Consider the following 24,439-nt stretch of genomic DNA (forward strand, 5'->3'; position numbering starts at 1 on the left):
CGGCACATCGCGCGTGACCACGCTGCCAGCGCCGATGATGGCCCCCTCGCCAATGGTTACGCCCTTGAGGATAAGGCAGTTCATGCCAATCCACACGTAGTCGCCAATGGTTACCGGGCGGTCGCCTTCCATGCCGGGTTCGGTGGCGCGGGCTTCCGGCGGCCAGTGGGCGTGAAAGTCGGAATCCACCACAACGCAGTTGGGGCCGACCATGACCTGACGACCAAGGCGTATGACCGTGGAGCGCGCGGTGATGGACGTGCCGCTCAACTGGCAGCCGGGGCCGATCTCGATGCTGGCCCCAGGGCCGAAGGTGCGCAGCCGCACGGGATGGGCCAGCGCGGCCGCAGTGGCCCGCCGCCAGGAAGAAATAAGGCTTGCGCCAGCGCCAATACTCATGCGGCTGCCCGGCCAGCGCAGCAGGCCTACAGGCCCGTGTGCCGACACGCCAGCACCCACCTGTACGCCCAACGCAAGGGCCTTGAGCCGCAGGCGCAGGGTACCCCAGACCGCGCCGTTCACGCGCATGATCTGCAAACACAAATAGCTTATGACGTTGGAAGGGGTGATGCCCCGTTCCAGAACTTTTTTCAGGATGCTCATGGCTTGTCCGTTGTTGACGTGTGCCGGAAAGGGCGTGGAGGGCAAGCGGCCCTCCCGCTGCAAGGCATCATGCCAGAGTCGGGCCATATGGTCGAGTGGAGCGGCTGGAGCCTGCCGCGCTGAGTATTGGCGGGTGCGATATCCGCTGGTTGCCGGCGGCATCTTTTCTTGACGCTGGGCCTGATGATCAGTAAATTGAAAATGAATGTTATTTTTGAAATAGGTCGTTTTACAGCAAACGGCGGAGGCGCAATGGATTCAGTTATTCCTCTCACGTCCCTCAAGGTGGGCGAGGTGGCGCGTATTGTCAGCATCAATGCCAGGGGCGAGCTTGCGCGGCGCATCCGCGATATGGGGCTGGGTTCCGGCATGCCTGTTTCTGTGGTGGGCTATGCGCCCCTGCGCGACCCTCTGGCCCTGCGCTGCGCAGAAGTGACCATCGCCCTGCGCCGCAGGGAGGCCGGGGCCATCATGGTGCAACCAGCGGCAACGTCAGGCAATTAGCGCGCTTGTTTTCAGGCTTGCCAGACATGTATGTGTTCAGACGCTCTGCTTTTTAGCAGGGCGTTTTTTTATGCTGTAAAGTCAGACCAGCCGCCTGTGATCAGGCATCTCTGCGTGTACTGAGCGGCGGTGCCAGTTCTGCGACAGTGGCTGAATCCAAGGTGTTGGGATCGTGATCTTTCACAAACTGCATGGCAAAATCCACAAAGGTAGCGGCAGCGCCCGAGAGCTTGCGGGCAGCGGGCAGATACATCTGCATTTCCCGGTACAAAACAGGCTCGTGCAGGAGAGTAGCCACAAGGCCGTAGCCCCGCGCCAGCATCAGTGAAAAGCGTCCCGCGAGCGCAACGCCGCAACCTGCTGCGGCCAGGGCAAAGGCCGTAGGCATCTGATTGACTACATGCCCAATGGTAAACGGCGGCTGCGAACCCACGTCCGCGGCAATATAGCCCACAGACTCCCTCCCCACTGCAACCACGGGAACCTCCTTTACCTCGCTCCAGGTGCTGTGCTTTCCTGCCAGCGGGTGATCCGGACGGGAGAGCATGCTCACAGGTGTGGTAAAAAAATGCCGGGCTATAATATCTGTTTCCGGCAGGCGGGCCGGGCCAAAGCCGACCTCTGCATCTCCTTGCTGTATGCTTGATTGCACTAGTGCCATGGGCTGATCCACCAGCTCGACCCGTATGGCGGGTTGGGCTCTCTTGAAATGCGCGAGCAGCAGCGGCAGCAGCGTGCAGGCTATGAGAGGTGCGCCCACAACGCGTACTCTGCCCGCGCGCAGGCTGCTGAGATCTGCGGCGTATTTTTCCATAAGCAAAAATTCGTGAAAGGCCTTCTGAGCCAGCGTGTACATCTCTCGCCCATCGGGAGAAAGTGAGACGAAGCGCGATGTGCGGTCAAAAAGCGGCACGCCAACCTGCGCCTCAAGATCCTTGATAAGGTTGCTCACGGCACTTTGGGTAATGTGCAAGGAAGCCCCGGCAGCAGTGAAGCTGCGCAGGTTGGCAACCGTCAGAAATGCCTCAATTTGCCGCAGAGTTAATTGCATTAATTTTCCCTTTCATTCGGTGTCTTCAATAACTTTATCTTATTAATCCACAAATAAAAACAATTTTACCAATCTGGATTTACGCAGCATAGTAGTGACAATGGAAATTCCATATGGGAAGTGCCGGTAACTCATAGTGGAAATTAAAAGACTATTAACTACGTGTATGATTACAGCAAATGCGCATTGCAGGGTCATAAAAAACGTCAGGAAGGAATACTATGGGTGAAAAAACCGTTTCCTCTGCGAATGAAACGAAAGAAACAGGCGAAGTACAAACAAAAAAACGATTTATAATCGTATTTTGTCTGTTTATCGGGATATTCATAGCATATCTTGACCGCGTCAATGTTTCCGTTCTGGCCGCAAACGATCCCTTTCTGCTCGAAATGGGCATTAAGGGTGCGCCAGTGCAAATAGGCATGATGATGTCTGTTTTTCTGGCGGCATACGGTGTGGCCAACGTACTGCTGGCGCCCATCGGCGACTATCTGGGGCCGCGCAAATCCATGATGCTCTGTATTGCCCTTTGGACGGTTTCTCTGTTTATGGGCGGCATTGCCTCAACATTTACGATCATTATCGCCAGCCGGGTCATGCTTGGCGTTGGTGAGGGCATGTACTACCCGCTGCAAAGCGTTTTTGTAAAAAACTGGTTTCCCCGGCACGAACGAGGGCGGGCCAATGCAGCCTGGATTGTGGGGCAATCGGTGGCTCCTGCTATTGCAATGCCATTTTTTGCCTACCTTATCGGGCATTTCGGCTGGCGCTCAAATTTTCATTTTTGCCTTGCGGTGGGTCTTATCCCCCTGTACCTGCTCTGGCGGCATACGGCGGACACCCCGAGGCAGCACAAAAGCATCAACAAGGCAGAGCTGGAATACATTGAGGCCGGGCAGGAGGCTGCCGCTCCGGCTGAAGCAGCCTTGCCGCTGGGCCAGCGCCTCAAAGGCTTTATTGGCAACTTTAACTTCTGGCTGCTGGTGTTCTGGTATTTGTGCCTCCAGTGCATGTACTGGGGTTTGATCACCTGGCTGCCAAGTTATCTTAAATCAGCCCGAGGGTTCAGCTGGAGTGAGATGGGCTGGCTGGCATCACTGCCCTTTGTGCTTTCGATTATTTTCAAGGTCTCCAGCGGCGTGTTGGTAGACAAACTGGCGGGTAAGGCGGCCTACATTCTTATGTCAGCCATGTTTGTGGCAGGCTGCTGCGTGTACCTTGGCGCAATCACAGAGGAAAAATACCTTTCCGCCGTATTGCTTTCTCTCGCCGTGGCCTCCTGCACCATGGGCACTCCAGTGGCCTGGACGTTGCTGCAAGGGCTCATTCCCGCCCAATCCATATCCACAGCGTCAGGCATCATGAACGGCATTGCCAACGGGCTGGCCTCGCTTGCGCCAGCGATGATCGGATTTTTCATCAATACTACCGGCCAGTACAGCGCCGGTTTGCTCTGCCTTGTGTTCACAAGCGCGGCGGCGACCATAGCGGCTGGTATTCTTGCGATAAAACGCGCTTAGCTCAGGAGAATGATAATGAAGATTACAAGCATTGATGTCATTGATGTGGCAAACGACTTCAGCTCTGCCACCAGCAAGTGGCGTCCTGTTGTTGTCCGGGTTAATACGGATGAAGGCGTCAGCGGCTTCGGTGAAGTGGGCCTTGCTTACGGCGTGGGTGCTTCTGGCGGATTTGGCATGGCGAAAGATCTGGCCCAGATTCTCATTGGCATGAACCCCATGTGCAACGAAGCGATCTGGGAAAAAATGCTGCGCAAGACCTTTTGGGGACAGGGCGGCGGCGGTATTTTTTCCGCTGCCATGAGCGGCCTTGACCTTGCCATGTGGGACATCAAGGGTAAGGCGCAAGGCGTCCCCCTGTATCAGCTGCTTGGCGGCAAAACCCGCAGCAAGATACGAGCTTATGCCAGCCAGCTGCAGTTTGGCTGGGGGGCCGGGCAGGACAAAGCCATGCTTGTTGATCCCCAGGCCTATGCCGAAACTGCGCTTATAGCCCAGGAAGAAGGGTATGATGCCCTCAAGGTGGACGTTATCGCCATGGACGGGGAGGGCAACTGGAACCAGCAGGATCTTTCAGGCGTGCTGCCCGACAAGGTACTGCGCAGGGGCTATGACCGTCTTGCAGCCATGCGTAAGGCCGTTGGACCGGATATGGATATCATTGTTGAAATGCACTCCTTCACGTCCACCATTGCGGCCATCCAGTTTGGCCGCATGATCGCGGAGCTTGGCGTGCTGTACTACGAAGAACCCGTCATGCCTCTGAACCCCAAACAGATGAAAAAGGTTGCGGACAATGTGCCGATTCCCATCGCTGCTGGCGAGCGTATTTACTGGCGCTGGGGCTATCGCCCCTTCCTTGAGGAGGGTTCGCTGAGCGTCATCCAGCCTGATATCTGCACCTGCGGGGGCCTCACAGAAGTAAAGAAAATTTGCGACATGGCTCACGTCTATGATGTGACCGTGCAGATTCACGTGTGCGGCGGCCCCATCTCGACCGCTGCGGCCCTGCATCTGGAGGCGGCCATTCCCAATTTCATGATCCATGAATTGCACCGCTACGCACTGCTTGAACCCAACACCAGAAGCTGCGTGCACAACTATATGCCTGAAAATGGTGTGTACTCCGTGCCCGAACTGCCCGGTCTGGGCCAGGAACTGACGGCGGAAACTATTGCGGCTTCAACGGTTGTAACGGTGAAGTAAGTTATACTTCCTGTCAGAGCAGTGAATAAAAGCCGTCCGGATTGAATCCGGGCGGCTTTTTGCATGCCGAGAAAGGCTACCCGACTCGATAAGTTATGAAATATGGCCGTAAACGCAGGTGCGGTTGCGGCCTGCGGCCTTGGCGGCATAGAGGGCGGAATCCGTCTGCCGCACAAGCATCTGGCTTTCTTCCTTCTGCTCCTCCTGCGGCATATGGCTGCTCACTCCCAGGCTGACGGTCACCATGTTGCCCACTGGCGAACTGGGGTGGGGCAACTGCTCCCGCGCCACCTCCGCATGCACGCGGGCGGCCACGGCCTGCGCCGTTGCGGCGTCCGCGCCCGGCAGCAACAGGGCAAACTCCTCCCCGCCGTAGCGTGCGCAAACATCCGTGGAGCGTGCCGCCCTGCTCATGGCGGCGGCAATGCGGCGCAGGCATTCATCCCCGGCCTGATGCCCCAGGCTGTCATTGTAGCGTTTGAAGGTATCCACATCCAGCATGATAAGCGCCAGCGGCGTGCCGGTTTGCAGAGCATGCAGCCACAGGGATTCCAGCTTGTCGTCAAAGGCGCGGCGGTTGCCCACGCCGGTGAGGCCGTCCACCAGCGACATTTTCTGGAAGTGGTCGTGCTCCGAAGCCAATTTTTGCGAGCGCACTGTGGCGAGCGACAGATAGGTGCCCAGATTTTCAAGCGCTGCCGATATGTTGCGCAGTTCGGTGATAAAGCTGTGTTTTGGCGGCTGGCTGGTGGAACCTGTGCCCAACTGGTTGAGAAAGACCATGATGCTTTGCAGCGGGCGCGCCAGGTGCAGGCGCAGCAGGCCGAAGAGCAGGGCCAGCCCTGCGCCCAGCAGCAGAAAACCCATGAGCAGACGGTTTTCAAATTCGTGCGCAAGGGTAGCCGTGCGGCGCAGTTGCAGCAGCATTTCGTCAGTTACTGGTTGCGAATTTGCCAGTTCCGCGATGGCGGCGGAAAGCTCCGCCAGCGCGGCGCTGGTCTCCGGCACCGCTGATTTTGCAGTCAGTGCGGGCAAGGCGGCCAGTGCGGATTCTGCATCGCGCAGTCGCGTCATGTTGCGGCTGTCGGCCAGTTTGTCGCTCTCGGCCAGGGTCATGAAAAGCCCGTAGGTTCTGGTGCCGGACACGCTGACCTCGCGTGCCATGCTCATGAAATAGAAAAAGCTGGCGGTAAAAAGCAGGGTCATCACCGTGAGGCCCAAGGCAATATATGCGCGTATGCCCATGCCGGGCGCGCTTTCTGTGCGTTTAATCATCATGCGTCCATCCAGAAAAAGCGGTACGTCTGGTACACGCCCACGGCCATGCCAAAGGCCAGCAGCGTATTGAAGGCTATGCTGAAGGCCACCCACTTCCAGCTCCCCGACTCCTGCCGTATGACAACCAGAGTGACAAAGCAGGGGGCGTAGAGCATGACAAAAACAAGCAGAGCCAGGGCCGTGCCCTGATTCCATGTGGGGTCGGCACGGAGCAGTTCCGCCAGAGAGGCGGGGTCTTCCGGGTCTTGCTCCCCAAGGGCGTAGGCCGTGCCCAGTGTGGAAATGATGGCCTCCTTGGCGGCAATGCCGCCGATAAGGGCCACATCGGTGCGCCAGCTGAATCCCGCGTAGGCAGTTGCGCCTTCAAGCCAGGAGCCAAGACTTCCGGCAAGGGTATGCCGCAGGCGCTCGGCATCCAGTTCTTCCTGAACTTTTGCAAGGGCTTCTTCCTGACTGGCGCGCGCTTCCGCAGTCAGGTCTTCGCGTTCAAGCCCGGCGTTCAGGCGGGCGATTTCGTTTTCAAAGGGCAGGGCCGTTTGCGGATCAAGGGCCGGAAAGGTCATGGCCGCCCAGATCAGCATGGACAGCGGCACAAGCACCGTGCCCGCCTTTTTAAGGTACATCCAGGTGCGCTCCCAGCAATGGATGCAGATGCCGCGCACGGTGGGCATGCGGTAGGGCGGCATTTCCATGACCAGGGGCGTCGCCTCGCCGCGCAATACCGTTTTGCGCAGCAGCAGAGCCACGCAGAAGGCCAGCACCCACGAGAGCATGATGATGGCAAACATCATGTTGGCGGCATTGTGCGGAAAAAACGTGCCCACCAGCAGCAGATATACGGGCAGTTTGGCCCCGCAGGCCATATAGGGCAGGGTGAGCATGGTGGCCAGTTTTTCCTTGGGGCTGCGCATGGTGCGGGTTGCCATGACGCCGGGGATGGCGCAGCCGCCCGCAATGCCGCCGGAAATGATATAGGGCATCACCGAGGCTCCGTGCAGGCCGAAAAACTGGAACACACGGTCGGCAATGTAGGCCATGCGCGCCATGTAGCCGCTGTCTTCCACAAAGGCGATGAGCGCAAACATGATGAGCACCAGCGGCACAAAGCTGAGCACCCCGCCAACCCCCGCGATCACGCCGTCCACCAGCAGGGAGGAGAGCAGACCCTCGGGCAGTGTGCCCCGCATCGTGCCAGCCAGCGCGCTGAACGCGCCCTCCAGCCAGCCCTGCGGGTAGGAGCCTAAAACAATGGTGATCTGAAACATGGCGTAAAGCACGCCAAGCATGATCAGCGCGCCCCAAACCGCATGGGCCAGTATGCGGTCGAGCCTGTCCGAGAGGCTGAGTCGGTGGCGCTCGCCGGTTTTAATAACGCAGGCGGCGGCAATCTTGCGCACAAAGTCGCTGTGGCCATCAGCTATCAGTCCTTCCGCATCGCGGCCGATGCTGCTCAGTTCGTCCTGCACAAAGCGGCAGACCTGGGCCATGTCGGCGGCAAGGTCTGCATCCGCCGCCTGCAAGGCCGCCCGGGCTTCCGCATCATCCTGTAGCAGGCACAGGGCCAGCCAGCGCGGGGCGCAGTGGGCATAGGGAGAGGATGCCATGCCCTGGGTTGCACCAATGCGTTTTTCCATGGTTTCCAGTATCGGGTCGAGCAGCGGGCCGTAGCTTATGCGCAGGGCTGAGCCGTAACTCCCGGCGGGCAAAGCAGCGGGAAGGTCAGTTTGCTGGCTGTTGTTTTCTGCATCAAGGGCCGCCTGCCGCGCCGCAGAAAGGGCCTCCCGCAGGCCATTGCCCGAGGTGCCGACCGTGGGCACGGCAACGGCTCCCATGAGTTCCGAAAGGCGCAAAAAATCAATGCTGATGCCCGCCGCCCGCGCCTCGTCCATCATGTTGCAGGCAATGACCACGGGCAGGCCCATTTCGCGCAACTGGGCCGTAAGCAGCAGCCCGCGCTCCAGAATGCCCGCGTCCACAACGTTGATGACCGCCTGCACCGCGCCGCCCAGCAGCACGTTGCGCGCCACCACCTCCTCCTGTGAATAGGCGGAAAGCGAATACGCGCCGGGCAGATCCACAAGGATGATCTCCTGCCCTTCGTGGCGGATAAAGCCCTCTTTTTTTTCAACGGTCACGCCGCTGTAGTTGCCCACATGCTGGTGCGCGCCTGTGAGGGCATTGAAAACTGTGGTCTTGCCGCAGTTGGGATTGCCCGCGATGGCAAGCCGCAGGGAATAGGCCAAGCCACCGATGAGCGTGCGTGCATTGCCGCCACGCATTCCGATGGCTGCGGAAAAGGGTTCCGGCATGCTGTGCGCTCCTGTCATCGCCGCACCGGATCAGCCGGGGTGGCTCAATTTGAATGGAATTGAAATCTATTTTCAAACTATGCCGAAGTCAAGCGTCTTCCCCGGTATTGACATGCGCCGGGCATCGAATAATATATGTATATACATGAAAATGTGGAGTACCCATGCAACTGCCTTGTCTCTTTCTCCAAATCCGAAAGGCGGATCGGCAACTCAATCAGCTTTATGGCAAGTATCTGGCGCGCAACGGAATGCGTATGACCCAGTATGGTTTGTTGCGGGCTATTGCTGGTCTGGAGGAGCCTTCGATAACGGAGATTGGTCGGGTTTTGGGCATTGACCAGACAACCGTGACCAGAAACGTGGAAAAACTGGAAAAACTGGGGCTTGTTGCAAGTGCCCCGGCCCCGGCTGATTCCCGCAAAAAGATCATGCAGTTGACGGCCCTTGGTGCAGACAGCCTCAAGGAAGCCCATCCTCATTGGGAAGAGGCGCAGCAACTTATGATTTCAGAATTGGGGGACGATGATGTCCAGGAATTGCTGCGACTGTTGCTCAAGGTTTCACGGATTGCAGAAGAGAGCCGCGCCTAGCGCATGCTGCAATTCAAGAAAATAATTGGGCTTGGTGTATCTATATTCATGTATATACATATAAATTAACAGGCCAGGAGATGCCATGCGTAAGGTAGTTGTAACAGGATTTGGGGTTATATCTTCTTCAGGAAACGACCCTGAAACCATGTGGAAGAACATCAGTTCCGGAAAATCCGGCATCAGGTATATGGACGACTCTGCGTTTGATGAATCCCCGGTGCGAATCGCCGGCAAGGTGGACGACTTTTCGGCAGAAACATATTTTTGCGCAAAGGATGCAAAAAAATACGACAAATATATCCAGTTTGCCGTTGCAGCCGCCCTGCAGGCGGTGGAGATGTCCGGCCTGGAAAGCGCCGATTGGGATCCGGAACGCGCCGGGGTTTATGTGGGCTCTGGCATTGGCGGCATAGAAACTATCATGAAAAATCATGAAGCCTTTCTGAACAAGGGCGCGCGACGGGTTTCGCCTTTCATGATACCCATGATGATCGTCAACATGGCTTCGGGCGTGGTCGCTATCAGGACGGGTTTTAAAGGGGCAAATTATGCGCCTGTGTCCGCTTGCGCCTCAGCTAACAATGCCATCGGTGAGGCCTTTTTGAGCATTGCCCACGGGCAGGCGGATGTCATGCTGGCAGGCGGAAGCGATGCGGGTATTCAGCCGTTTTTGCTGGCGGGTTTTTCCAGCATGAAGGCTCTTTCAACCCGCAACGATGTGCCGGAACAGGCCAGCCGCCCTTTTGACAGCGGGCGTGACGGCTTTGTCATGGCTGAGGGCGCTGCTGTATTGCTGCTGGAGGAAGAGGAACATGCCCGCCGCCGCCAGGCGACAATCCTTGGCGAGGTGGTCGGGTACGGAGCAACGTGCGATGCGGGGCATATCACATCGCCAGACTTTCAGGGCGGAGCGCGGGCCATGGAAATCGCCATCCGCCAGTCCGGCGTTCCTGCGGCCGAAATTGGCTACATCAATGCCCACGCCACAGGCACAAAAGAAGGTGACCGGTCTGAAGCCGCAGCAATCAGGAGCGTTTTTGGCGACAGCCTGAAAACGCTCAAGGTCAGCGCCACAAAGTCCATGACCGGGCATCTGTTTGGGGCGGCTGGCGGCATAGAAGCCATCATTACCCTTGAGGCTTTGCGGCATGGCCTGCTGCCGCCGACAATAAATCTGGATGCACCCGACGGCGAGTGCGATATCCCGCACGTCTGCAACCAGGCCGAGCAAACATCCACCCGTTATGCGCTCTCCAATTCTTTTGGTTTTGGGGGGCATAACGCTTCGCTCGTCTTCAGGAAACATGAAGAATAGACCGTAATAAACGCACAAAACGGCCCGGCGACTGCCGGGCCGTTTTGTGCAAAGTTGTCCCTCTAGCCCTCGTCGAGCAGGGCGGAGCGGATGCGGCATACGCCGCAACGGTCGCCGGAAGATGTGGGATAGCCGCATTCCGTGCAGGGGGCCAGCTCCAGACCTTCCTCCGCCTCACGGCGGGCAAAGACGGGCCGCCCGCGCGAAAGAAAGCCCTGATAGAAATCCAGCTTGCGGCCCGGCATGGCGGCCTCGAGGTTCTGCATCAGCCCCTTGAGCGTGGTGAAGCTCGCGCCGGGGCTGTATGGGCAAGGGGCGTAGTGGTTTTCTATGCCCATAAGAAAGGCGTAGTTGGCCGTTTCAAATTCCGAGAGCCGCCACAGGGGCTTAACCTTGCGCGAAAAGCCGTGTTCGCTTTCCAGCCTCGGCCCCTGATCTGAAAGATACGAGGTATCCCAGCGCAGGGTGTTGCTGAAAAGGCGGGCCACTTCATCGTCCAGGTTATGCCCGGTGGCGAGGGCGTCAAAGCCTTCGTCCAGAGCGACCTTGTTGAAGAAATGACGCTTGATCTTGCCGCAGGCCGAGCAGATGGGGCGGTGCAGCCTTTCCTTGACCAGCGGAATGGACAGGCCTTCTGCGGCCATTTCCTTGACCATCAGCTTGAGGCCGTGCTTGGCGCAGAAGCGTTCAACCACGCCGCGCGCCGCAGCGGAAGAAACCGGAATGTCCAGATCAATGTGCAGACCGGTCACATTGTATCCCTGGCGGGAGAGCTCGAGCATGAGCGCCAGCGAATCCTTGCCGCCAGAAAGGGCCACCAGCACCCGCTCATCGCGGGTAAACAGCTTTTGGCCTTCAATGCCGCGTTCCACCTGACGGGCAAAAAAATCCTTGTAACAGTCGGGGCAAAAGGCGGCGTTGTGGCTGCGCAGAGCCACCACGGCCTCGGCTTTGCAGATTTTACATTTCATACGATTCCTGTATGTGTTTGCGGTATTGTCCCACGTTCAGGCGGCATGCTGCTGCCACGGGCGCGGGGCGCGCTGATGATAGCTGGTTGTTTATGACTGCACGGGGGCTTGCTGCTGGCTGTTTTGCTCAAGCCAGCCAAGCTGGCTGCACCAGCTTTCGTGCCGGGTGCAGGTTGCAAGGGCAAACGATTCATGACTCAGGCCGGGCCGCAATGCACTGCCCGCTTCCACAATACGGCGGCGCTGGGCTGCATCTGTCATGACGTTTATCATGCATTCGGCCAGCGACTGCGGATTGTTTTCTTCAAACATGCAGGCGGCATCGGGAGCGGCGGCAAGCCGCTGCTCGTGCAGGGCGCTCTGTCCGCAGATGACGGGCGTTTGGGCCGCCAGACCTGCCCCGAGTGTTTCCGGCAGTTCGTCCGGCGCGGAGCCGGGTGCTATCCATGCATGGCAGGTACGCAGCAGGTGCGGCAGGCTTTGCTCGTTGAGCAGGCACAAGCGCGACTGCACGCCCAGGGATTCCGCCTCGTCCAGCACTTCCTGAAAGCGGGGTCCACCCCCGGCGGCACGTACTTCCCATGCGGGCAAATCGCGGCGCTGCCAGATGGCGGCCATGGCCCGGATGACGATATGCGCGCCCGAGCGTGGCGTGAGGGCATCGCCCATGCAAAAAACAAAACGCTGGCCCGCTGCTGGTTCTGCGGGCCATTCGGGCGCAGGTTCAAAACCTTCAATGCTCATGCCCGGCGCTGTCAGCGCGAGCGTGTCGCCCGGCAGGGGCAGCGCACGGTTTTTGGGGCCGCGCCAGGGTGTTTCGCCATCGGTGATGCCGCTGGCTTTGGCGATGCGGTCGCGCACATAACTGGAGCCGCAGAGTATTTTGTGGGCTGCCAGCATTCCCTTGCCAAAGCAGACTTCCGGGCGCGGCGCGCGCAGCAGAAATGCGTGGCTCAAAAGGGTGGAGGACGGGGGACGCATGGTCAGCACCCGGCGGCCAAGGGGTATGCCGCTTTCGCCAAAGGTCTGCACCAGCAAGTGCTTGTGCTTGCGCTGCCAGAGCCACAGGCGCATGAAATCCATTGGTCCGCCTGCCGTGAGTGTGGGCAGGTTCAGTGCGGCGGCGCGGCGGTGCAGGCGTGAATTTTTCTGGCACAGCAGCATTGGGGCCAGCCTGCCGCCGTCACGCATGGTGCAGGCCAGGGCCAGAGCGTGGTCTTCTTCCAGCCGGGCAAGGCGCATGGGTGCGCCCTGTTCTGTCCAATGGCGCTGCTCTTCGGGTGAGGCTGGGGCGTCAGTGGTCTGTTGCAGGGCAATAAGCAGAACACGCATCAGAGGGGCGCGCCTTTTTTCAGCATATAGTCCAAAAGAACATCCTTGAGCCACAGGGCCACAGGGCCGGGCTTGCCGGCATGCGCGCCATGGCCCACGGGCTTGCCGTCAAAATGGGTGATGCCCACGCAAAGGGTGGAGCTGGTGAACAGCAGCATTTCACTGGCGCTGTCTATGGCTGCGCGGGGAATGGGCATCTGTACGACTGGCATGCGCTCTGCGGCGACTTCCATGGCGGCCAGCAGTGTGGTGCCGGGCAGAATACGCCTGATTTCAGGGCAAAGCAGGCGGCCTTGCTCATCCACAAGGCCCACGTTGGCCACGGCCGCCTCGCCCATGATGTCGTTTTCGTCAAAGGTCACGGCCACGTCCATGCCCTTCTGGCGGGCTTCCATAGCCATGAACACATTGGGCAGATAGTTGGTGTTCTTGATGCGGGCCAGATATTCCTGCTTGGGCGGGATGGCGCTGGCAAATGCTGTGAGCCCTTTTTCGTAGAAGGCCGCCGTGGGCAGAGCCTTTTTGAGGGCCACAATGTACAGGCCAGCCTGCGGGCATTCGGCGGGCGAAATGCCGAATCCGCCGGGGCCTCGGCTCAGAAAAACGCGCAGATCGCCATTGTCCACGCCTGCGGCAAGGGCCACATCGAGTATGTGTTGGCGCAGGGCTTCCCAGGTGCAGGGCGGCGTGATGGAAAGGGCCGCAGCGCCGTCCACCAGACGGGCCAGATGCGCATCCAGCCCGAAAATTGTGCGCTGGCGAAAACTGATGCTTTCAAAAAGGCCGTCGCCGCGATGGCAGATATGGTCATCGAGGGGCAGCAGCAGAAGACGCGGGTCGGTGCAGATATGCCCCACCCGGTGGTCATAAAAAGCGAGAACCTGCTCCGACCCTGGCCGGGGCGCGGAAAGCAGGGCCTTGAGATATGTTTCAGCGTCTACAGCTTGCACCGCAAAGGCCTCCAAAGCGCACGGGCGCGCAGGTCAGCGAGACCCGCGCGCCCGCAGGCAATTACTTCAGGAACACGTTTTTGTCGGTCACGCGCAGCAGGTCGCGCTTGATCAGTTCTTCGCCGATCTGCACGGCGTTGAGGGCTGCGCCCTTGCGCACGTTGTCGGCCACAATCCAGAGGTTCAGGCCGTTTTCAATGGTTTCGTCCTCGCGGATGCGCCCCACGTAGGTTTCATCCTCGCCCACGCAGTAGGAGGGCATGGGGTACATGAGTTCGCGGGGATTATCGACCACGCGCACGCCGGGAGCCTGCGAAAGCATGACGCGGGCATCCTTGGCTGTGAGTTTCTTTTCGGTTTCAATGTTCACCGATTCGGCGTGGCAGTAGAACACCGGTACGCGCACACAGGTGGCCGTAACCTTGACTGAAGGATCTTCAAATATTTTGACGGTTTCATGAACCATCTTCATTTCTTCCTTGGTGTAGTCGTTATCAAGGAAGACATCGATGTGTGGCAGCGCGTTGAAGGCAATGCGGTAGGGATAGGTATTGCATTCCGTCTCGCGGCCATTGAAGAGGTCGCGCACCTGGCGTTCCAGTTCTTCAATACCCTTCTGCCCGGTGCCGGAAACCGCCTGATAGGTGGAAACCACAACGCGCTTGATCTTGGCGGCGTCGTGCAGGGGCTTGAGCACCACCAGCATCTGGATGGTGGAGCAATTGGGGTTGGCAATGATGCCGTTGTGGCCTTCAAGGGCGTGGGCGTTGACTTCCGGCACCACCAGGGGGCAGCGGTCGTCCATGCGCCATGCAGCGGAATTGTCCACCACCACGCAGCCAGCCTTGGCCGCATGCGGGGCAAATTTTTGCGAAGTGCTGCCGCCGGCGGAAAAAATGGCCAAATCAATGCCCTCAAAGACATCTTCTTTAAGCTCTTGCACGGTCAGCTCTTTGCCGCCATACGGCACCTTGGTGCCCGCGGAACGGGCGGACGCAAAGGCGCGGATTTCGGTGGCGGGAAAGTCCCTTTCGTGCAGGGTCTTGAGCATTTCACGGCCTACGGCGCCTGTGGCGCCTACAACGGCTACAGTCAGCTTCTTGCTCATGGTATTTCGCTCTCCTTGGGCGATGGGCGGCGGCTCGATGCCTCCAAAAAGGTGAGCGCGTACTATACCCGGCAAAAAGGCAAATGTGAAGGGCATGACGGCCCCGCTACGGCGCTGCTTCGGGCTTTTTTGCGCTTTTTGCGGCTGGCGGTGCTGGCGGATTGAAAAAAGCCAGCCCGCTGCTTTCGCAACAGGCTGGCTGAAAGGAGGCCTTGCCGGAGTGGCTTTAGAATTCCAGATTGCCCGGTGTACGCGGGAAGGCAATGACGTCGCGGATGTTGGTGATGCCGGTCAGCATCATGAGCAAACGCTCGAAGCCAAGGCCAAAGCCGGCATGGGGCGCTGTGCCGAAACGGCGCAAATCCATGTACCACCAGTAATCTTCCGGATTCTGGCCGAGTTCCTTGATGCGGGCAGTCAGCCGGTCAAGGCGCTCCTCGCGCTGCGAACCGCCGATGAGTTCGCCGATGCGCGGCACCAGCATGTCCATGGCGGCAACGGTTTTGCCGTCGTCATTCTGGCGCATGTAGAACGCCTTGATTTCCTTGGGGTAATCATACACAGCCACAGGCTTTTTAAAATGCTCTTCAGCCAGATAGCGTTCGTGCTCGGTTTGAAGGTCCGTGCCGAATGAAACAGGGAAGGCAAATTCCTTGCCGCTTTTTTGCAAAATTTCCACGGCTTCCGTGTACGAAACGCGGGCAAAGGGTGCAGCTACCATGCCCTTGAGGCGTTCAACAAGGCCCTTGTCGACAAAGCTGTCAAAGAGCTTGAGGTCGGATTCGCAGTGGGCGAGAGCGTGTTCGATCACATGCCGGGTCAGGCTTTCGCCCAGTTCCATGAGGTCTTGCAGGTCGGCAAAGGCCATTTCCGGCTCGATCATCCAGAACTCGGCGGCGTGGCGCGGCGTATTGGAATTTTCGGCGCGGAAGGTGGGGCCGAAAGTGTACACGCGCCCAAGGCCCATGGCGAGGGCTTCGGCCTCAAGCTGACCGGAAACAGTCAGATTGCACTGGCGGCCAAAAAAGTCGGCGGTCACATCCTTGTCGCCGGGTTCCAGGCAGGTGACGCGGAACATCTCGCCCGCGCCCTCGCAGTCCGCCCCGGTGAGCACCGGCGTATGCACCCATGAAAAGCGGCGGTTCTGAAAAAACTGGTGCACCGCCTGGCCCGCTTCGGAACGGATGCGGAAGGCAGCGCCGTACTTGTTGGTGCGGGAACGCAGGTGTGCGATTGTGCGCAAAAATTCGTCAGAATGGCGTTTTTTCTGCAAGGGGAAGGTCTCGGGATCAGCCAGACCGAAAACAGTAACGCTCTGCGCCCTGATTTCCCACAGCTGCCCCTTGCCGGGTGATGCCACAAGCTCGCCCGTAACGCTGATGGCGGCACCCGTGGCGGCCTGATCTAGCTGTTCGTGCGCGGTGGTGCCCGCGTCAACAATGCACTGCATGTTGCCGAGGCAGGAGCCGTCGTTGACCTCCACAAAGGAAAATTCCTTGGCATCGCGGCGGGTGCGGATCCAGCCGCAAATGGTGATGGAGGCTTGGGCCTCAGTCGCTGCAAGGGCGTCTATGATAAGGGTTCTTTGCATGGCATGTTCCTTGTGATGCGGCAATTTGCAGATACTGTAGCCCTTAGTGCGGCACAGCTCAAGATGGCGCGCATAGTGAAAGCCCTGTGCGGGGTGCTGCTTGCGTTAAAACACCCGAACGAGCCACGCGCCCGCAAAAAGCAGGGCAATGCCCGCTAGGCGCAGTGGTGAAACGGGGTGTTCGGGAAAGCCCACAAGGGCATAATGGTCAAGCAAGACAGAGGCCACCAGCTGGCCCGACAACATGACGGCGGTCATGGTGGCAGCCCCAAGCCGGGGCGCAAGAAAGATGGTGCAACTCACAAAAATTGCGCCAAGCACGCCGCCTGTCCACATCCACCACGGAACAGCGGAAAGCTGCGAAATGGAAGGCCACGTGTGCCGTGCCGCCAGGCTGTACACCCACAGCGCCAGCGTACCCACGGCAAAAGAAACAAGCGCGGCCTGCATGGGTTCGCCCAGAAAGCGCCGCAACAAGGTGTTTATACCCGCCTGCACCGGGAGGCAGCAGCCGGCGCCAAAAGCCAGTAGTAAAAGAATGTGCTTCATGAAAAAAATCCTTTGATCGGTGTCATTGCCCCGATGGGCTTGAGTGCGGCAACATGGCGGCAGGCAAGGGAAACCGGGGCAGGGCGCGGACTATATACATTTTTCCCCGTTTGCGCATGAAAAAATACCCGCTTCACCTTTTTCTAAAGATTATATAGAATGGATCAAGGTCAAGAACAAATCAGTTTCCTGCGGGCGCTCCGGTGGCCTTGCCCCGGCATTCGCTGAAAGCGGGTATATTCTGAAATTGAGGGATAGGCATGAAAAAATTTTTTGGCGTTTTTACCCTGATATGCATTCTGGCGCTCACGGGCGCGGCCTTTGCGGCTACCCCACAGGCAGGCAAACCCGTGCAGGACAAGCCAGAAAAGACCGTTGACCGCGTGACCACTGTCAGCGTGTCGCTGGAAGGCACTGACAGCATTGGCGCGCGCCTCGGCACCAAGCTCAAGGAGCGCTTCAACCAGAGCAGCCTGTTCACTCTCAATGATGATGAAGAAAAAGACATCCCCAAGCTCTACGTCATGGTGAGCACGCAGCCTGAATTTGCCGGTCGCCCCGCTGTGGGTTCCGTGTATTCGGTCTGCTGGGTGTTCAAGCAGGGCCGTGGTTACCTTGGCTATCTGCTGGCCCGGGATCTTGGCACGGCGAGCGTGGAAGATGTGGACGGTCTGGTGGACAAACTGGTGGAACGTACTGACGGCATAGCCGCCAAGTACAGCAGTCTGTGGAAGTAACAAAAGTCCAATGCTTGGAGCTAGCAGCAACACTGCCGAGCGTTGAGAATGGTGAATTTTATAGGCGGACCTGACGGCTCGAACCAGAGCCGGGAGTGTACGGCTGAATTGAACAAGCTTCCTTCCAACCCCGCGCGCGCCGAAATTTGTGGCGCAAATAGAAAGGCTTCCCACGTGGCGGGAAGCCTTTTTTATTTATAGGGGCAAAATAGACGCGCCCGCAAAGCCCATTGCAGGGATTATGTCGCCCGCCTAGCTGCTTTGCTTGGAGGTGTCCGTTTCGTCAGTCCAGGCTTCAGGGGTTTCATCATAAAAGCGGTAGCAGTTCTTGCCAGCCTGTTTTGCCAGATACTGCGCATTGTCCGCGCGGTGCAAGGCTACGTCGTATGACGCTTCGGTGCCGTCAAAGAGATAGATGCCTATGCTGGTGGTGATCTCTACACTCTGTCCATCGTGCTCAATAAATTTGTGCAGTTCTAAAAGCAGGGCCTCGGCCCGCTCCTTGAGTGCCGCGCGCGTGATGTCCCTGACAAAAACGCAGAATTCATCGCCCCCAAAACGGCCCACAGCATCAGCGTTGCGAAAGATGCGTTTGAGGGCATCGCTGGCTTCAAGCAGGGCGGCATCGCCCCTGACATGCCCAAAGGTGTCGTTGATCAGTTTGAAATTATCCAGGTCAAGGAACAGAAGCGCATCAGTTCTATCCTGCTGCGGCTTTGCAGGCATGGCTGCGCAGATTTTGTCGCGGAAGGCGGTCTTGTTCAGCAGGTCAGTCAAACTGTCGCGCTGGGTGCGGCGCTCAAGCTCGGCACGGCGTCTCACTTCTTCATCAATATCAACAATTTTGCCCACAAGGCGCAAGGGTGCGTCTTGCTTGCTGATACGTGTGGCCTGCACTCGGCACCAGATGTAGCGCCCCTCGGCAGTGGGGATGCGCATGACTGCAAAGGCAGTGGGGTTGCCGCTGCGGATGCGCCGCCGCAGTTCGTTGAGGGCGGGCAGGTCTTCTGGATGGATGATATGCCTGTTGCTCGGGCGGCCGTTTTCGTTAAAGAGGGGCGTGGCCTCTCTGCCGAACTTCAGCAAAAAGTTGGGCGAACAGCGGAACTGGCGTTTTTCTGTATCCACATCGAAAAAAATGTCCTGCGACTGCTCAAGCAGAATCCGGTAGCGTTCCTTTTCCTGCTCAAGTTCTTCCTGCATGCGTTTTTGTTCGGTGATGTCCACCACCACGCAATCAATGGAGCGGTGAGCATTCTCATCGCCGGAAAATGTGCCGCGCAACAGCAGGGGCAGCCATTGACCATCCTTGTGGCGCAGCCTCAGTTCCATGGTGTTTGTCACAGGGCCGCTTTTTTTGTCTGCAAGCATGTCCATCAGCTTTTTGGTGTCGTCAGCATGCAGCAGATCAATAAACGCAGTAGTCTGCGGTTTGTCGGCTTCGTAGCCGAGCAATTGCCAGAAGCCGTTGTTGGCATCAAGAATCTGCAAGGGCAGCTGTGTGGATATGCTGATGACGCCGCCGTTGATGTTGTCGGCTATGTGGGCAAGGCGCTGCTCGCTGGCGATCTGGTTGGACAGGCTTTTGCGGCGAAGGTGCAGGGCGTAGGCAACAAGAGCCGAAACAAAGAGCATCAGCTCGGCTACAACCATCAGCAGCGAGCGGTTTTCATACACAATATCCGCCAGTGTCGGCGAAGTAGCTGCCGCTGCTATATTGCTGGAAATGATCTGGGTTCGGCTCTTTTCGTCAATGGTCAGCAAGAGGTTGTTCAAAATGCCCAGCAACATATCGGGCAGCCCCGGCCTGATGGTCAGGCGCGCTTCTTCAATATCGCTGAAGCTGGTGACAGGATTGAATTCGCTGAAACGCGGAGAACTCGTAAGGTTGTTGAGCACCATGGCGTTGCCCAGAACAGCGTTGGCTTCGCGGCGGCCCGTGGCTGTCAGGCATGCTTCCTCATCAGAAAAAAGTTTGATTATCGCATTGGGAAACATGCGGGATGCGTACTCTGCCGCATTATAGATATTTGCCGGTACAGCCAGCGTGAATAACGACTGTTGTTCCAGTTTGACATCTGGCTTGGCGTATAGATACAGGCTGCTGCGCGTCAGCGGCGCGGTCAGGCGAAAATCCTTGTGCGACTGAAGGGCTGACGAGGTAAACGAACCAAAGGCCATATCCAGCTTGTTTTGAACATAGGCATCAGTAAAGTTTATGGGATGCACAGCATATGGCTCAAAGATAAACTGCAAACCGCTACGCGCCGCTGCATCCCGCAGGATATCGGGGAGGATGCCACGTGCGTTTCCTGTGGCAGGATCCTGCCACGAATAGGGCTTGCGGTCAGGATTGTAGCCCACGCGCAGGGGCGGCTGCTGGGCAATGTAGGTCAGTTCCGCCCGAGAAAGCGGCGTCTGAAACATACGCGGAAGATACATGCGCCCCAGGCGATACTCCAGATCGGGCTGCTCCATCTTGAGCTGCACCATGGCCTGCTCAAGTTCCTGCATGAGTTTTGGGTTTTTGTGTGAACCTACGTAGAAGAAAGGCGTGAGCTTGCACTTTGCCAGAATTTTTTCGTCATTCCGCAACGACAGCACGGTTTCCAGAATGGCGTCCACCTGGCCGGAGTGCATGGCTTCCCGCAGCTCTTCCCTGCCGGGGTATTCCACAATGGTGGGCATGGTGCCGCCGCGCTGCCTGATAAAGTCAGCAAAGTCCTTAAGCCAGATGGCATTGCCCATGCTCCCCACGCGTAATTGCGCGAGGTTATCCAGGTCATCGTAAATAACCGGAGAATCATTGGGAGCCAGAATGGCTGTATAGGAAGTGCCGCCTGGGTATGCGCAGTAGAGATACTGCCGGGCGCGTTCAGCCGAATACCGGGCGGGCGTGCAGATGTCGACCTCGCCATTGTCCAGCGCGGCCAGGCAGGCGGCCCAGTCTTTTTCAACAACGTAAACTATGTTCCATCCCGTATAGCGGGAGAGCTGGGTCAGATAGTCGGGAATGTACCCCACAACCTGCCCGTCATCGACACGGTTGAACTGCGAAATGGGGGGGAGCGCCACACGCACGGTGCGCGACTGATCAGCTAAAGCAGGATGGACAGTGATCTGCAGCGGGCACAATAAGGCAAAGCAGAACAGGAGCGTAAGAAGGAAAAAATGCCTGTTGCCCATATGCGTAAACCCTGTGACGCAGAACGCCTGTTACGATTGACCCGCCGCATGACGCAAGGCAAAAAGTCGTGCCGCCAGCGCTTCAAGGATCCTGGCCGGAGTAACTCCATAGTTCAGGGCATCCTGAGCTTCGGCAAACCATTGGCAGGCTACCGCGCGGGCCTTGCCGCGCAGCCCAGCCAGGGCCGCATCCAGCGGGCGCGCCGGGTCTTGCCTGTCTGAAAGTATTCTGCTCATGGCCTTTTGACAGCACAGCAGCAAACGGGTTGCCCCTGCAGCGTCGATGGCTCCCTTGGCAGCAACACGGTCAAAAAAACCTTGCCCTTGAACAAGAAATTGCGCAAGGGCGTCTTCCCAGGGGCGCATCTCCTCATCATCGGCGCGGCTGTCGGGCCACGGCAGGGTGAGGCAGAATGAGCGGGAAACCAGGGTAGGCAGGAGCTGTTCGCGCTGGGGTGCAAGCAGAATGAAGACAGTGGTGCTTGAGGGTTCTTCCAGGGCCTTGAGCAGGGCGTTGGAAGCTTCGTCGCGGGTGAGGCTGAGCCCCATGAGTATAACAACCCTGCGTCCCTGTCCGTGCGGAGCATCCCGCAGGCGAACCTTGAGTTCGCGCACGCGTTCCATGTTGAACGCACGGACAGGGCCAGGGTTTTCTTCATCTTCACGGTTGCTTATGCGACCGTCATATGCTGCCAGATCCAGATGCTCGCCAGCGGCAATCTGCATGCACACGGGGCAGGTCAGGCAGGGCGTGCCCGATGTTTCCGCCTGCGGGCAGTTAACGCGGGCGGCCCAGTAACGTGCCGTATCAAGGCGCTGGGCCTCGCTGCCGCCCTCAAGGAGCAATACCTGCGGCGGAGTCGCACCCAGATTGTCGAGTACGCTCTTCAGCCGGTCAAAGGCGGCATCAGCTATGGCGGGCAGCAGGGTGTTCATGACCTGTAAGGCCGCTCCGCCTCCTAGCGCACGATGGTCTGGCGGCGGTCAGCGCCCACCGAAACCAGCGAAACCTTGACGCCCGTCAGCTCTTCAATGCGGGCAATATAGGCGCGCACAGTGGCGGGCAGCTCTTCATAGCTGGCGCACTGGGTGATGTCTTCTTCAAAGCCGGGCATTTCTTCGTAGATGGGCGTTACGCCGCCAAGGGAGCATTCTTCCTGCGGCAGGTAGCTCAGGCGTTTGCCCTTGTATTCGTAGGCAACGCAGATTTTCAGCACGGGCAGGTTCTGCAGCACGTCAAGCTTGGTCAGGGCAATGTCCGTAAGCCCGTTCAGTCGAACGCTTTCGCGCAACACCACGGCATCCAGCCAGCCGCAACGGCGGGGACGGCCCGTGGTGGCGCCGAATTCATGACCCTGGGTGCGCAGGTAGCTGCCTGTGTCGTCCAGCAGTTCGGTGGGGAAGGGGCCGGAACCCACGCGCGTGGTGTAGGCCTTGACGATGCCCACAATGCGGTTCAGGGCCGAGGGCGCAATGCCGCAGCCAGCCGATGCATTGCCCGCCACCGTATTGGACGAGGTCACAAAGGGGTATGTGCCGTGGTCGATATCAAGATGGATGCCCTGAGCGCCTTCAAAAAGGATATCGCCGCCTTCGGCCTGCACTTCCTGCATGCGTTCTTCCACCTCGGTGAGGTAGGGAACAAGGCGCGGCGCAAGAGCCAGAAGCTCTTCACTCACGGTGTTTTCATCAAGAGGTTCAAATTTGTAGAGGTCGCGCAGCAGAACGTTTTTTTCCTGCAGGGCGTGGGCCACCTTGGCGCGAACAAGATCAGGGTCGGTCAGGTCGCCTGCGCGCAGGCCCACCCGGGCTGCCTTGTCTTCGTAGCAGGGGCCGATGCCGCGACCTGTGGTGCCGATCTTGTGTCCGGCGCGTTTGGCTTCGCGGGCCTGATCCAGGCTTTTGTGATACGGCATGATCAGGTGGGTTTTCTTGCTGATGCCAAGGCGCGCGGGTGAAACGTCAATGCCTCTGGCGGCAAGGTGATCCACTTCTTCTAGGAACACATGCGGGTCGAGCACAACGCCGTTGCCAATGAGGCAAATTTTGTTTTCGTGCAGTATGCCGGAGGGGATAAGGTGAAGAATGGTTTCCTCGCCCTGCACCTTGATGGTGTGCCCTGCGTTGTTGCCGCCCTGAAAGCGGACAATAACGCGGCTCTGGGCGCTCAGCATATCAACAATCTTGCCCTTGCCCTCGTCGCCCCACTGAGCGCCGATGATGACCGTATTCGCCATGGTGTTACCTGCCTGCAATGCCGCCGCGCTACGGCGGGTGATGTAAGGCGCGTTCACACGCCGGACGCGACAGATCGACCGAAGGGAATCTACCCTACGGCCCCACTGCCGCTAAAGCGGGACGCAAAGCCTTTGATGGTACGTATCCCGTATGCAACTGCAAGTCAAATGACCATCCAGAGCCATCTGGCCTGCATGCGCGTCAATTTTCGGGCTTGGGGTCAGTCTGGTCCCTTTCGCTCGATCTGGAGGGCTTAAACTCAAGCACCCTGCATTTGCTGGCCGCCGGGGCGGCCTCCGGCCCTTCAAGCTCAAATTCCGGCATGGGATTGACCGCGCCTTCAGGCTCCTTGCCAAGCGGCTGCGCCTGTCTGGCCCAGTGGTAGTTGAAAAGCTGGTTTTTCCAGCGTTTGGCCTGAATCAGCGAAAATACGAGCGTGGCTTCCTCCCACCTCTTGGTGGGTTCAAACCGACTGGCCGTCGTAGCGTACTTGCTCCACAACGACATAAGCGAGGCTTCGTCAATGGCGTCCAGTTGCTGGGCCAGTCTGACAAGCAGCTTTTCCATATTACCTCCCATGTAACGCACTACTGTAGAGTGCGCATGAAATTTCGTCAACGCGGGCATGGGCCGGGCAGGTTTGCCGCCAGGCGGCGTCAGGCTGCGGCTGCCGCGGGTCGAGTACCATAAGAGTACACTCCCCTTGCCAGCCGTGCGCCTTTCTTGCCTGACAACAAACGTGCTCCGGCCCTATCATTGTAATCCGGGCAGGTTTGCCGCCAGACCGCCCCAACCGCCGCCAGCAGCGAATCGGGGCTGGTTGTCCGGCGTGTTTTGTGGTATGCGAATGCCTCACTTGATCGGCGAACATCTGGAGGCAAGCATGTCGGATCTCAAGTCCATGTACAGCACCGTCCACAAGGACGCTTTCCCTGACACCATGACCATCATTCTGGGCGATGAAAAACTCGTCTACCAAAAGCGCACCTGGACGCTGGACAACGAGGAGAAGGGCCTGCGCTACGGCGAAAATCCCGACCAGCCCGCAGCCCTCTACGCTCTTAAGGAAGGCACCATCACGTGTGGCGGTCTGAACTGGCGCGGCCCCGGCAATGGCATCGTTTCCGCGCTTACCGAAAGCCAGATGATTCAGGCAGGCAAGCACCCCGGCAAGACCAACCTCACGGACGTGGACAACGGGGCCAATATTTTGCAGTACCTCACCGAGCGCCCTGCGGCGGTGATCTTGAAGCACAACAATCCCAGCGGCGCGGCCTGGAGCAATGACGGCATTGCTGCGGCCCTTGAAAAGGCCTTCTGGTGCGACCGCATCGCCGCCTTTGGCGGGGCCGTGGTGGTCAACCGTCCCTTTACCCGCGAAGCTGCGGAAATTGT

Annotated in this window: 20 protein-coding genes and 1 pseudogene; 7 read left to right on the forward strand and 14 right to left on the reverse strand. The window is 58.5% G+C overall.

Annotated features, from left to right (window positions below; translation table 11 throughout):
• The coding region (locus VEZ52_RS03790; RefSeq protein ID WP_324835603.1) for an acyltransferase at positions 1 to 603 on the reverse strand (603 nt) is incomplete at its 3' end.
• Positions 604 to 855: 252 nt separating this feature from the next.
• Between VEZ52_RS03790 and VEZ52_RS03795 the strand changes: the two genes are divergently transcribed.
• Complete coding sequence (locus VEZ52_RS03795) at positions 856 to 1,107, forward strand: FeoA family protein (RefSeq protein WP_324835604.1); 252 nt, start codon at positions 856 to 858, stop codon at positions 1,105 to 1,107.
• Between the two features lie 100 nt (positions 1,108 to 1,207).
• Here the strand turns inward: VEZ52_RS03795 and VEZ52_RS03800 are convergent, their stop codons facing one another.
• Positions 1,208 to 2,158, reverse strand: coding sequence for a LysR family transcriptional regulator (locus tag VEZ52_RS03800; RefSeq protein ID WP_324835605.1), 951 nt, complete (start codon positions 2,156 to 2,158; stop codon positions 1,208 to 1,210).
• Between the two features lie 221 nt (positions 2,159 to 2,379).
• Here VEZ52_RS03800 and VEZ52_RS03805 point away from each other — a divergent pair, with 221 nt between their 5' ends.
• Entirely contained in the window at positions 2,380 to 3,678 is a 1,299-nt protein-coding gene (locus tag VEZ52_RS03805; RefSeq protein WP_324835606.1) for an MFS transporter, read from the forward strand.
• 15 nt (positions 3,679 to 3,693) lie between these two features.
• Positions 3,694 to 4,884: a mandelate racemase/muconate lactonizing enzyme family protein gene (locus VEZ52_RS03810; RefSeq protein WP_324835607.1), complete on the forward strand. Its 1,191-nt coding sequence runs from the start codon at positions 3,694 to 3,696 to the stop codon at positions 4,882 to 4,884.
• Between the two features lie 93 nt (positions 4,885 to 4,977).
• On the opposite strand, the gene VEZ52_RS03815 is transcribed toward VEZ52_RS03810, so the two are convergent.
• Positions 4,978 to 6,162, reverse strand: coding sequence for a diguanylate cyclase (locus VEZ52_RS03815; RefSeq protein ID WP_324835608.1), 1,185 nt, complete (start codon positions 6,160 to 6,162; stop codon positions 4,978 to 4,980).
• On the reverse strand, positions 6,159 to 8,471 hold the full coding sequence (gene feoB / locus VEZ52_RS03820) for a ferrous iron transport protein B (RefSeq protein ID WP_324835609.1): 2,313 nt from the start codon (positions 8,469 to 8,471) through the stop codon (positions 6,159 to 6,161). The genes VEZ52_RS03815 and feoB overlap by 4 nt, the downstream gene beginning before the upstream one ends.
• 164 nt (positions 8,472 to 8,635) lie before the next feature.
• Between feoB and VEZ52_RS03825 the strand changes: the two genes are divergently transcribed.
• Both VEZ52_RS03825 and fabF read left to right on the forward strand, forming a co-directional pair.
• Entirely contained in the window at positions 8,636 to 9,064 is a 429-nt protein-coding gene (locus tag VEZ52_RS03825; RefSeq protein WP_324835610.1) for a MarR family winged helix-turn-helix transcriptional regulator, read from the forward strand.
• 85 nt (positions 9,065 to 9,149) lie between these two features.
• Entirely contained in the window at positions 9,150 to 10,382 is a 1,233-nt protein-coding gene (gene fabF / locus VEZ52_RS03830; RefSeq protein ID WP_324835611.1) for a beta-ketoacyl-ACP synthase II, read from the forward strand.
• Positions 10,383 to 10,444: 62 nt separating this feature from the next.
• On the opposite strand, the gene VEZ52_RS03835 is transcribed toward fabF, so the two are convergent.
• The 6 genes from VEZ52_RS03835 to VEZ52_RS03860 form a co-directional block, all read right to left on the reverse strand.
• On the reverse strand, positions 10,445 to 11,353 hold the full coding sequence (locus VEZ52_RS03835) for an ATP-binding protein (protein ID WP_291446086.1): 909 nt from the start codon (positions 11,351 to 11,353) through the stop codon (positions 10,445 to 10,447).
• 90 nt (positions 11,354 to 11,443) lie between these two features.
• Complete coding sequence (locus tag VEZ52_RS03840) at positions 11,444 to 12,685, reverse strand: glycosyltransferase (protein WP_324835612.1); 1,242 nt, start codon at positions 12,683 to 12,685, stop codon at positions 11,444 to 11,446.
• Positions 12,685 to 13,635 (reverse strand): aminotransferase class IV, encoded by a 951-nt coding sequence (locus tag VEZ52_RS03845; protein ID WP_324835613.1) that lies wholly within the window; start codon positions 13,633 to 13,635, stop codon positions 12,685 to 12,687. Before VEZ52_RS03845 ends, VEZ52_RS03840 begins: the two co-directional genes overlap by 1 nt.
• 61 nt (positions 13,636 to 13,696) lie before the next feature.
• Entirely contained in the window at positions 13,697 to 14,743 is a 1,047-nt protein-coding gene (locus tag VEZ52_RS03850; protein WP_308587766.1) for an aspartate-semialdehyde dehydrogenase, read from the reverse strand.
• A 226-nt stretch (positions 14,744 to 14,969) separates the two neighbouring features.
• A complete protein-coding gene (asnS, locus tag VEZ52_RS03855; RefSeq protein ID WP_324835614.1) occupies positions 14,970 to 16,334 on the reverse strand; it encodes an asparagine--tRNA ligase in 1,365 nt (454 codons plus the stop codon).
• A gap of 105 nt (positions 16,335 to 16,439) precedes the next feature.
• Complete coding sequence (locus VEZ52_RS03860; RefSeq protein ID WP_192112617.1) at positions 16,440 to 16,883, reverse strand: DMT family transporter; 444 nt, start codon at positions 16,881 to 16,883, stop codon at positions 16,440 to 16,442.
• Positions 16,884 to 17,143: 260 nt separating this feature from the next.
• Between VEZ52_RS03860 and VEZ52_RS03865 the strand changes: the two genes are divergently transcribed.
• The gene (locus VEZ52_RS03865; protein WP_192112618.1) at positions 17,144 to 17,620 is read left to right on the forward strand and encodes a hypothetical protein; all 477 of its coding nucleotides are present in this window, start codon (positions 17,144 to 17,146) and stop codon (positions 17,618 to 17,620) included.
• Positions 17,621 to 17,872: 252 nt separating this feature from the next.
• Here VEZ52_RS03865 and VEZ52_RS03870 read toward each other — a convergent pair whose 3' ends face one another.
• The 4 genes from VEZ52_RS03870 to VEZ52_RS03885 form a co-directional block, all read right to left on the reverse strand.
• The gene (locus tag VEZ52_RS03870; RefSeq protein ID WP_324835615.1) at positions 17,873 to 20,701 is read right to left on the reverse strand and encodes a transporter substrate-binding domain-containing diguanylate cyclase; all 2,829 of its coding nucleotides are present in this window, start codon (positions 20,699 to 20,701) and stop codon (positions 17,873 to 17,875) included.
• 135 nt (positions 20,702 to 20,836) lie between these two features.
• Entirely contained in the window at positions 20,837 to 21,742 is a 906-nt protein-coding gene (locus tag VEZ52_RS03875; protein WP_324835616.1) for a DNA polymerase III subunit delta', read from the reverse strand.
• Positions 21,743 to 21,765: 23 nt separating this feature from the next.
• Positions 21,766 to 23,043, reverse strand: coding sequence for an adenylosuccinate synthase (locus VEZ52_RS03880; protein ID WP_324835617.1), 1,278 nt, complete (start codon positions 23,041 to 23,043; stop codon positions 21,766 to 21,768).
• 202 nt (positions 23,044 to 23,245) lie between these two features.
• Entirely contained in the window at positions 23,246 to 23,611 is a 366-nt protein-coding gene (locus VEZ52_RS03885) for a hypothetical protein (RefSeq protein WP_324835618.1), read from the reverse strand.
• A 316-nt stretch (positions 23,612 to 23,927) separates the two neighbouring features.
• Here VEZ52_RS03885 and VEZ52_RS03890 point away from each other — a divergent pair.
• A pseudogene (locus tag VEZ52_RS03890) lies at positions 23,928 to 24,439 on the forward strand (IMP cyclohydrolase); the annotation flags it as partial.

This window comes from Desulfovibrio sp., from assembly GCF_035644575.1.
Lineage (GTDB): Bacteria > Desulfobacterota > Desulfovibrionia > Desulfovibrionales > Desulfovibrionaceae > Desulfovibrio.

Bases quoted from the DNA above. Each gene is read 5' to 3' on its own strand.
- VEZ52_RS03815 (WP_324835608.1), bottom strand. From the start codon at position 6,162: ATGATGATTAAACGCACAGAAAGCGCGCCCGGCATGGGCATACGCGCA.
- feoB (WP_324835609.1), bottom strand. From the start codon at position 8,471: ATGCCGGAACCCTTTTCCGCAGCCATCGGAATGCGTGGCGGCAATGCA.
- VEZ52_RS03805 (WP_324835606.1), top strand. From the start codon at position 2,380: ATGGGTGAAAAAACCGTTTCCTCTGCGAATGAAACGAAAGAAACAGGC.
- VEZ52_RS03835 (WP_291446086.1), bottom strand. From the start codon at position 11,353: ATGAAATGTAAAATCTGCAAAGCCGAGGCCGTGGTGGCTCTGCGCAGC.
- asnS (WP_324835614.1), bottom strand. From the start codon at position 16,334: ATGCAAAGAACCCTTATCATAGACGCCCTTGCAGCGACTGAGGCCCAA.
- VEZ52_RS03865 (WP_192112618.1), top strand. From the start codon at position 17,144: ATGAAAAAATTTTTTGGCGTTTTTACCCTGATATGCATTCTGGCGCTC.
- VEZ52_RS03885 (WP_324835618.1), bottom strand. From the start codon at position 23,611: ATGGAAAAGCTGCTTGTCAGACTGGCCCAGCAACTGGACGCCATTGAC.
- VEZ52_RS03810 (WP_324835607.1), top strand. From the start codon at position 3,694: ATGAAGATTACAAGCATTGATGTCATTGATGTGGCAAACGACTTCAGC.
- VEZ52_RS03825 (WP_324835610.1), top strand. From the start codon at position 8,636: ATGCAACTGCCTTGTCTCTTTCTCCAAATCCGAAAGGCGGATCGGCAA.
- VEZ52_RS03875 (WP_324835616.1), bottom strand. From the start codon at position 21,742: ATGAACACCCTGCTGCCCGCCATAGCTGATGCCGCCTTTGACCGGCTG.
- VEZ52_RS03860 (WP_192112617.1), bottom strand. From the start codon at position 16,883: ATGAAGCACATTCTTTTACTACTGGCTTTTGGCGCCGGCTGCTGCCTC.
- VEZ52_RS03850 (WP_308587766.1), bottom strand. From the start codon at position 14,743: ATGAGCAAGAAGCTGACTGTAGCCGTTGTAGGCGCCACAGGCGCCGTA.
- VEZ52_RS03800 (WP_324835605.1), bottom strand. From the start codon at position 2,158: ATGCAATTAACTCTGCGGCAAATTGAGGCATTTCTGACGGTTGCCAAC.
- VEZ52_RS03795 (WP_324835604.1), top strand. From the start codon at position 856: ATGGATTCAGTTATTCCTCTCACGTCCCTCAAGGTGGGCGAGGTGGCG.
- VEZ52_RS03840 (WP_324835612.1), bottom strand. From the start codon at position 12,685: ATGCGTGTTCTGCTTATTGCCCTGCAACAGACCACTGACGCCCCAGCC.
- fabF (WP_324835611.1), top strand. From the start codon at position 9,150: ATGCGTAAGGTAGTTGTAACAGGATTTGGGGTTATATCTTCTTCAGGA.
- VEZ52_RS03880 (WP_324835617.1), bottom strand. From the start codon at position 23,043: ATGGCGAATACGGTCATCATCGGCGCTCAGTGGGGCGACGAGGGCAAG.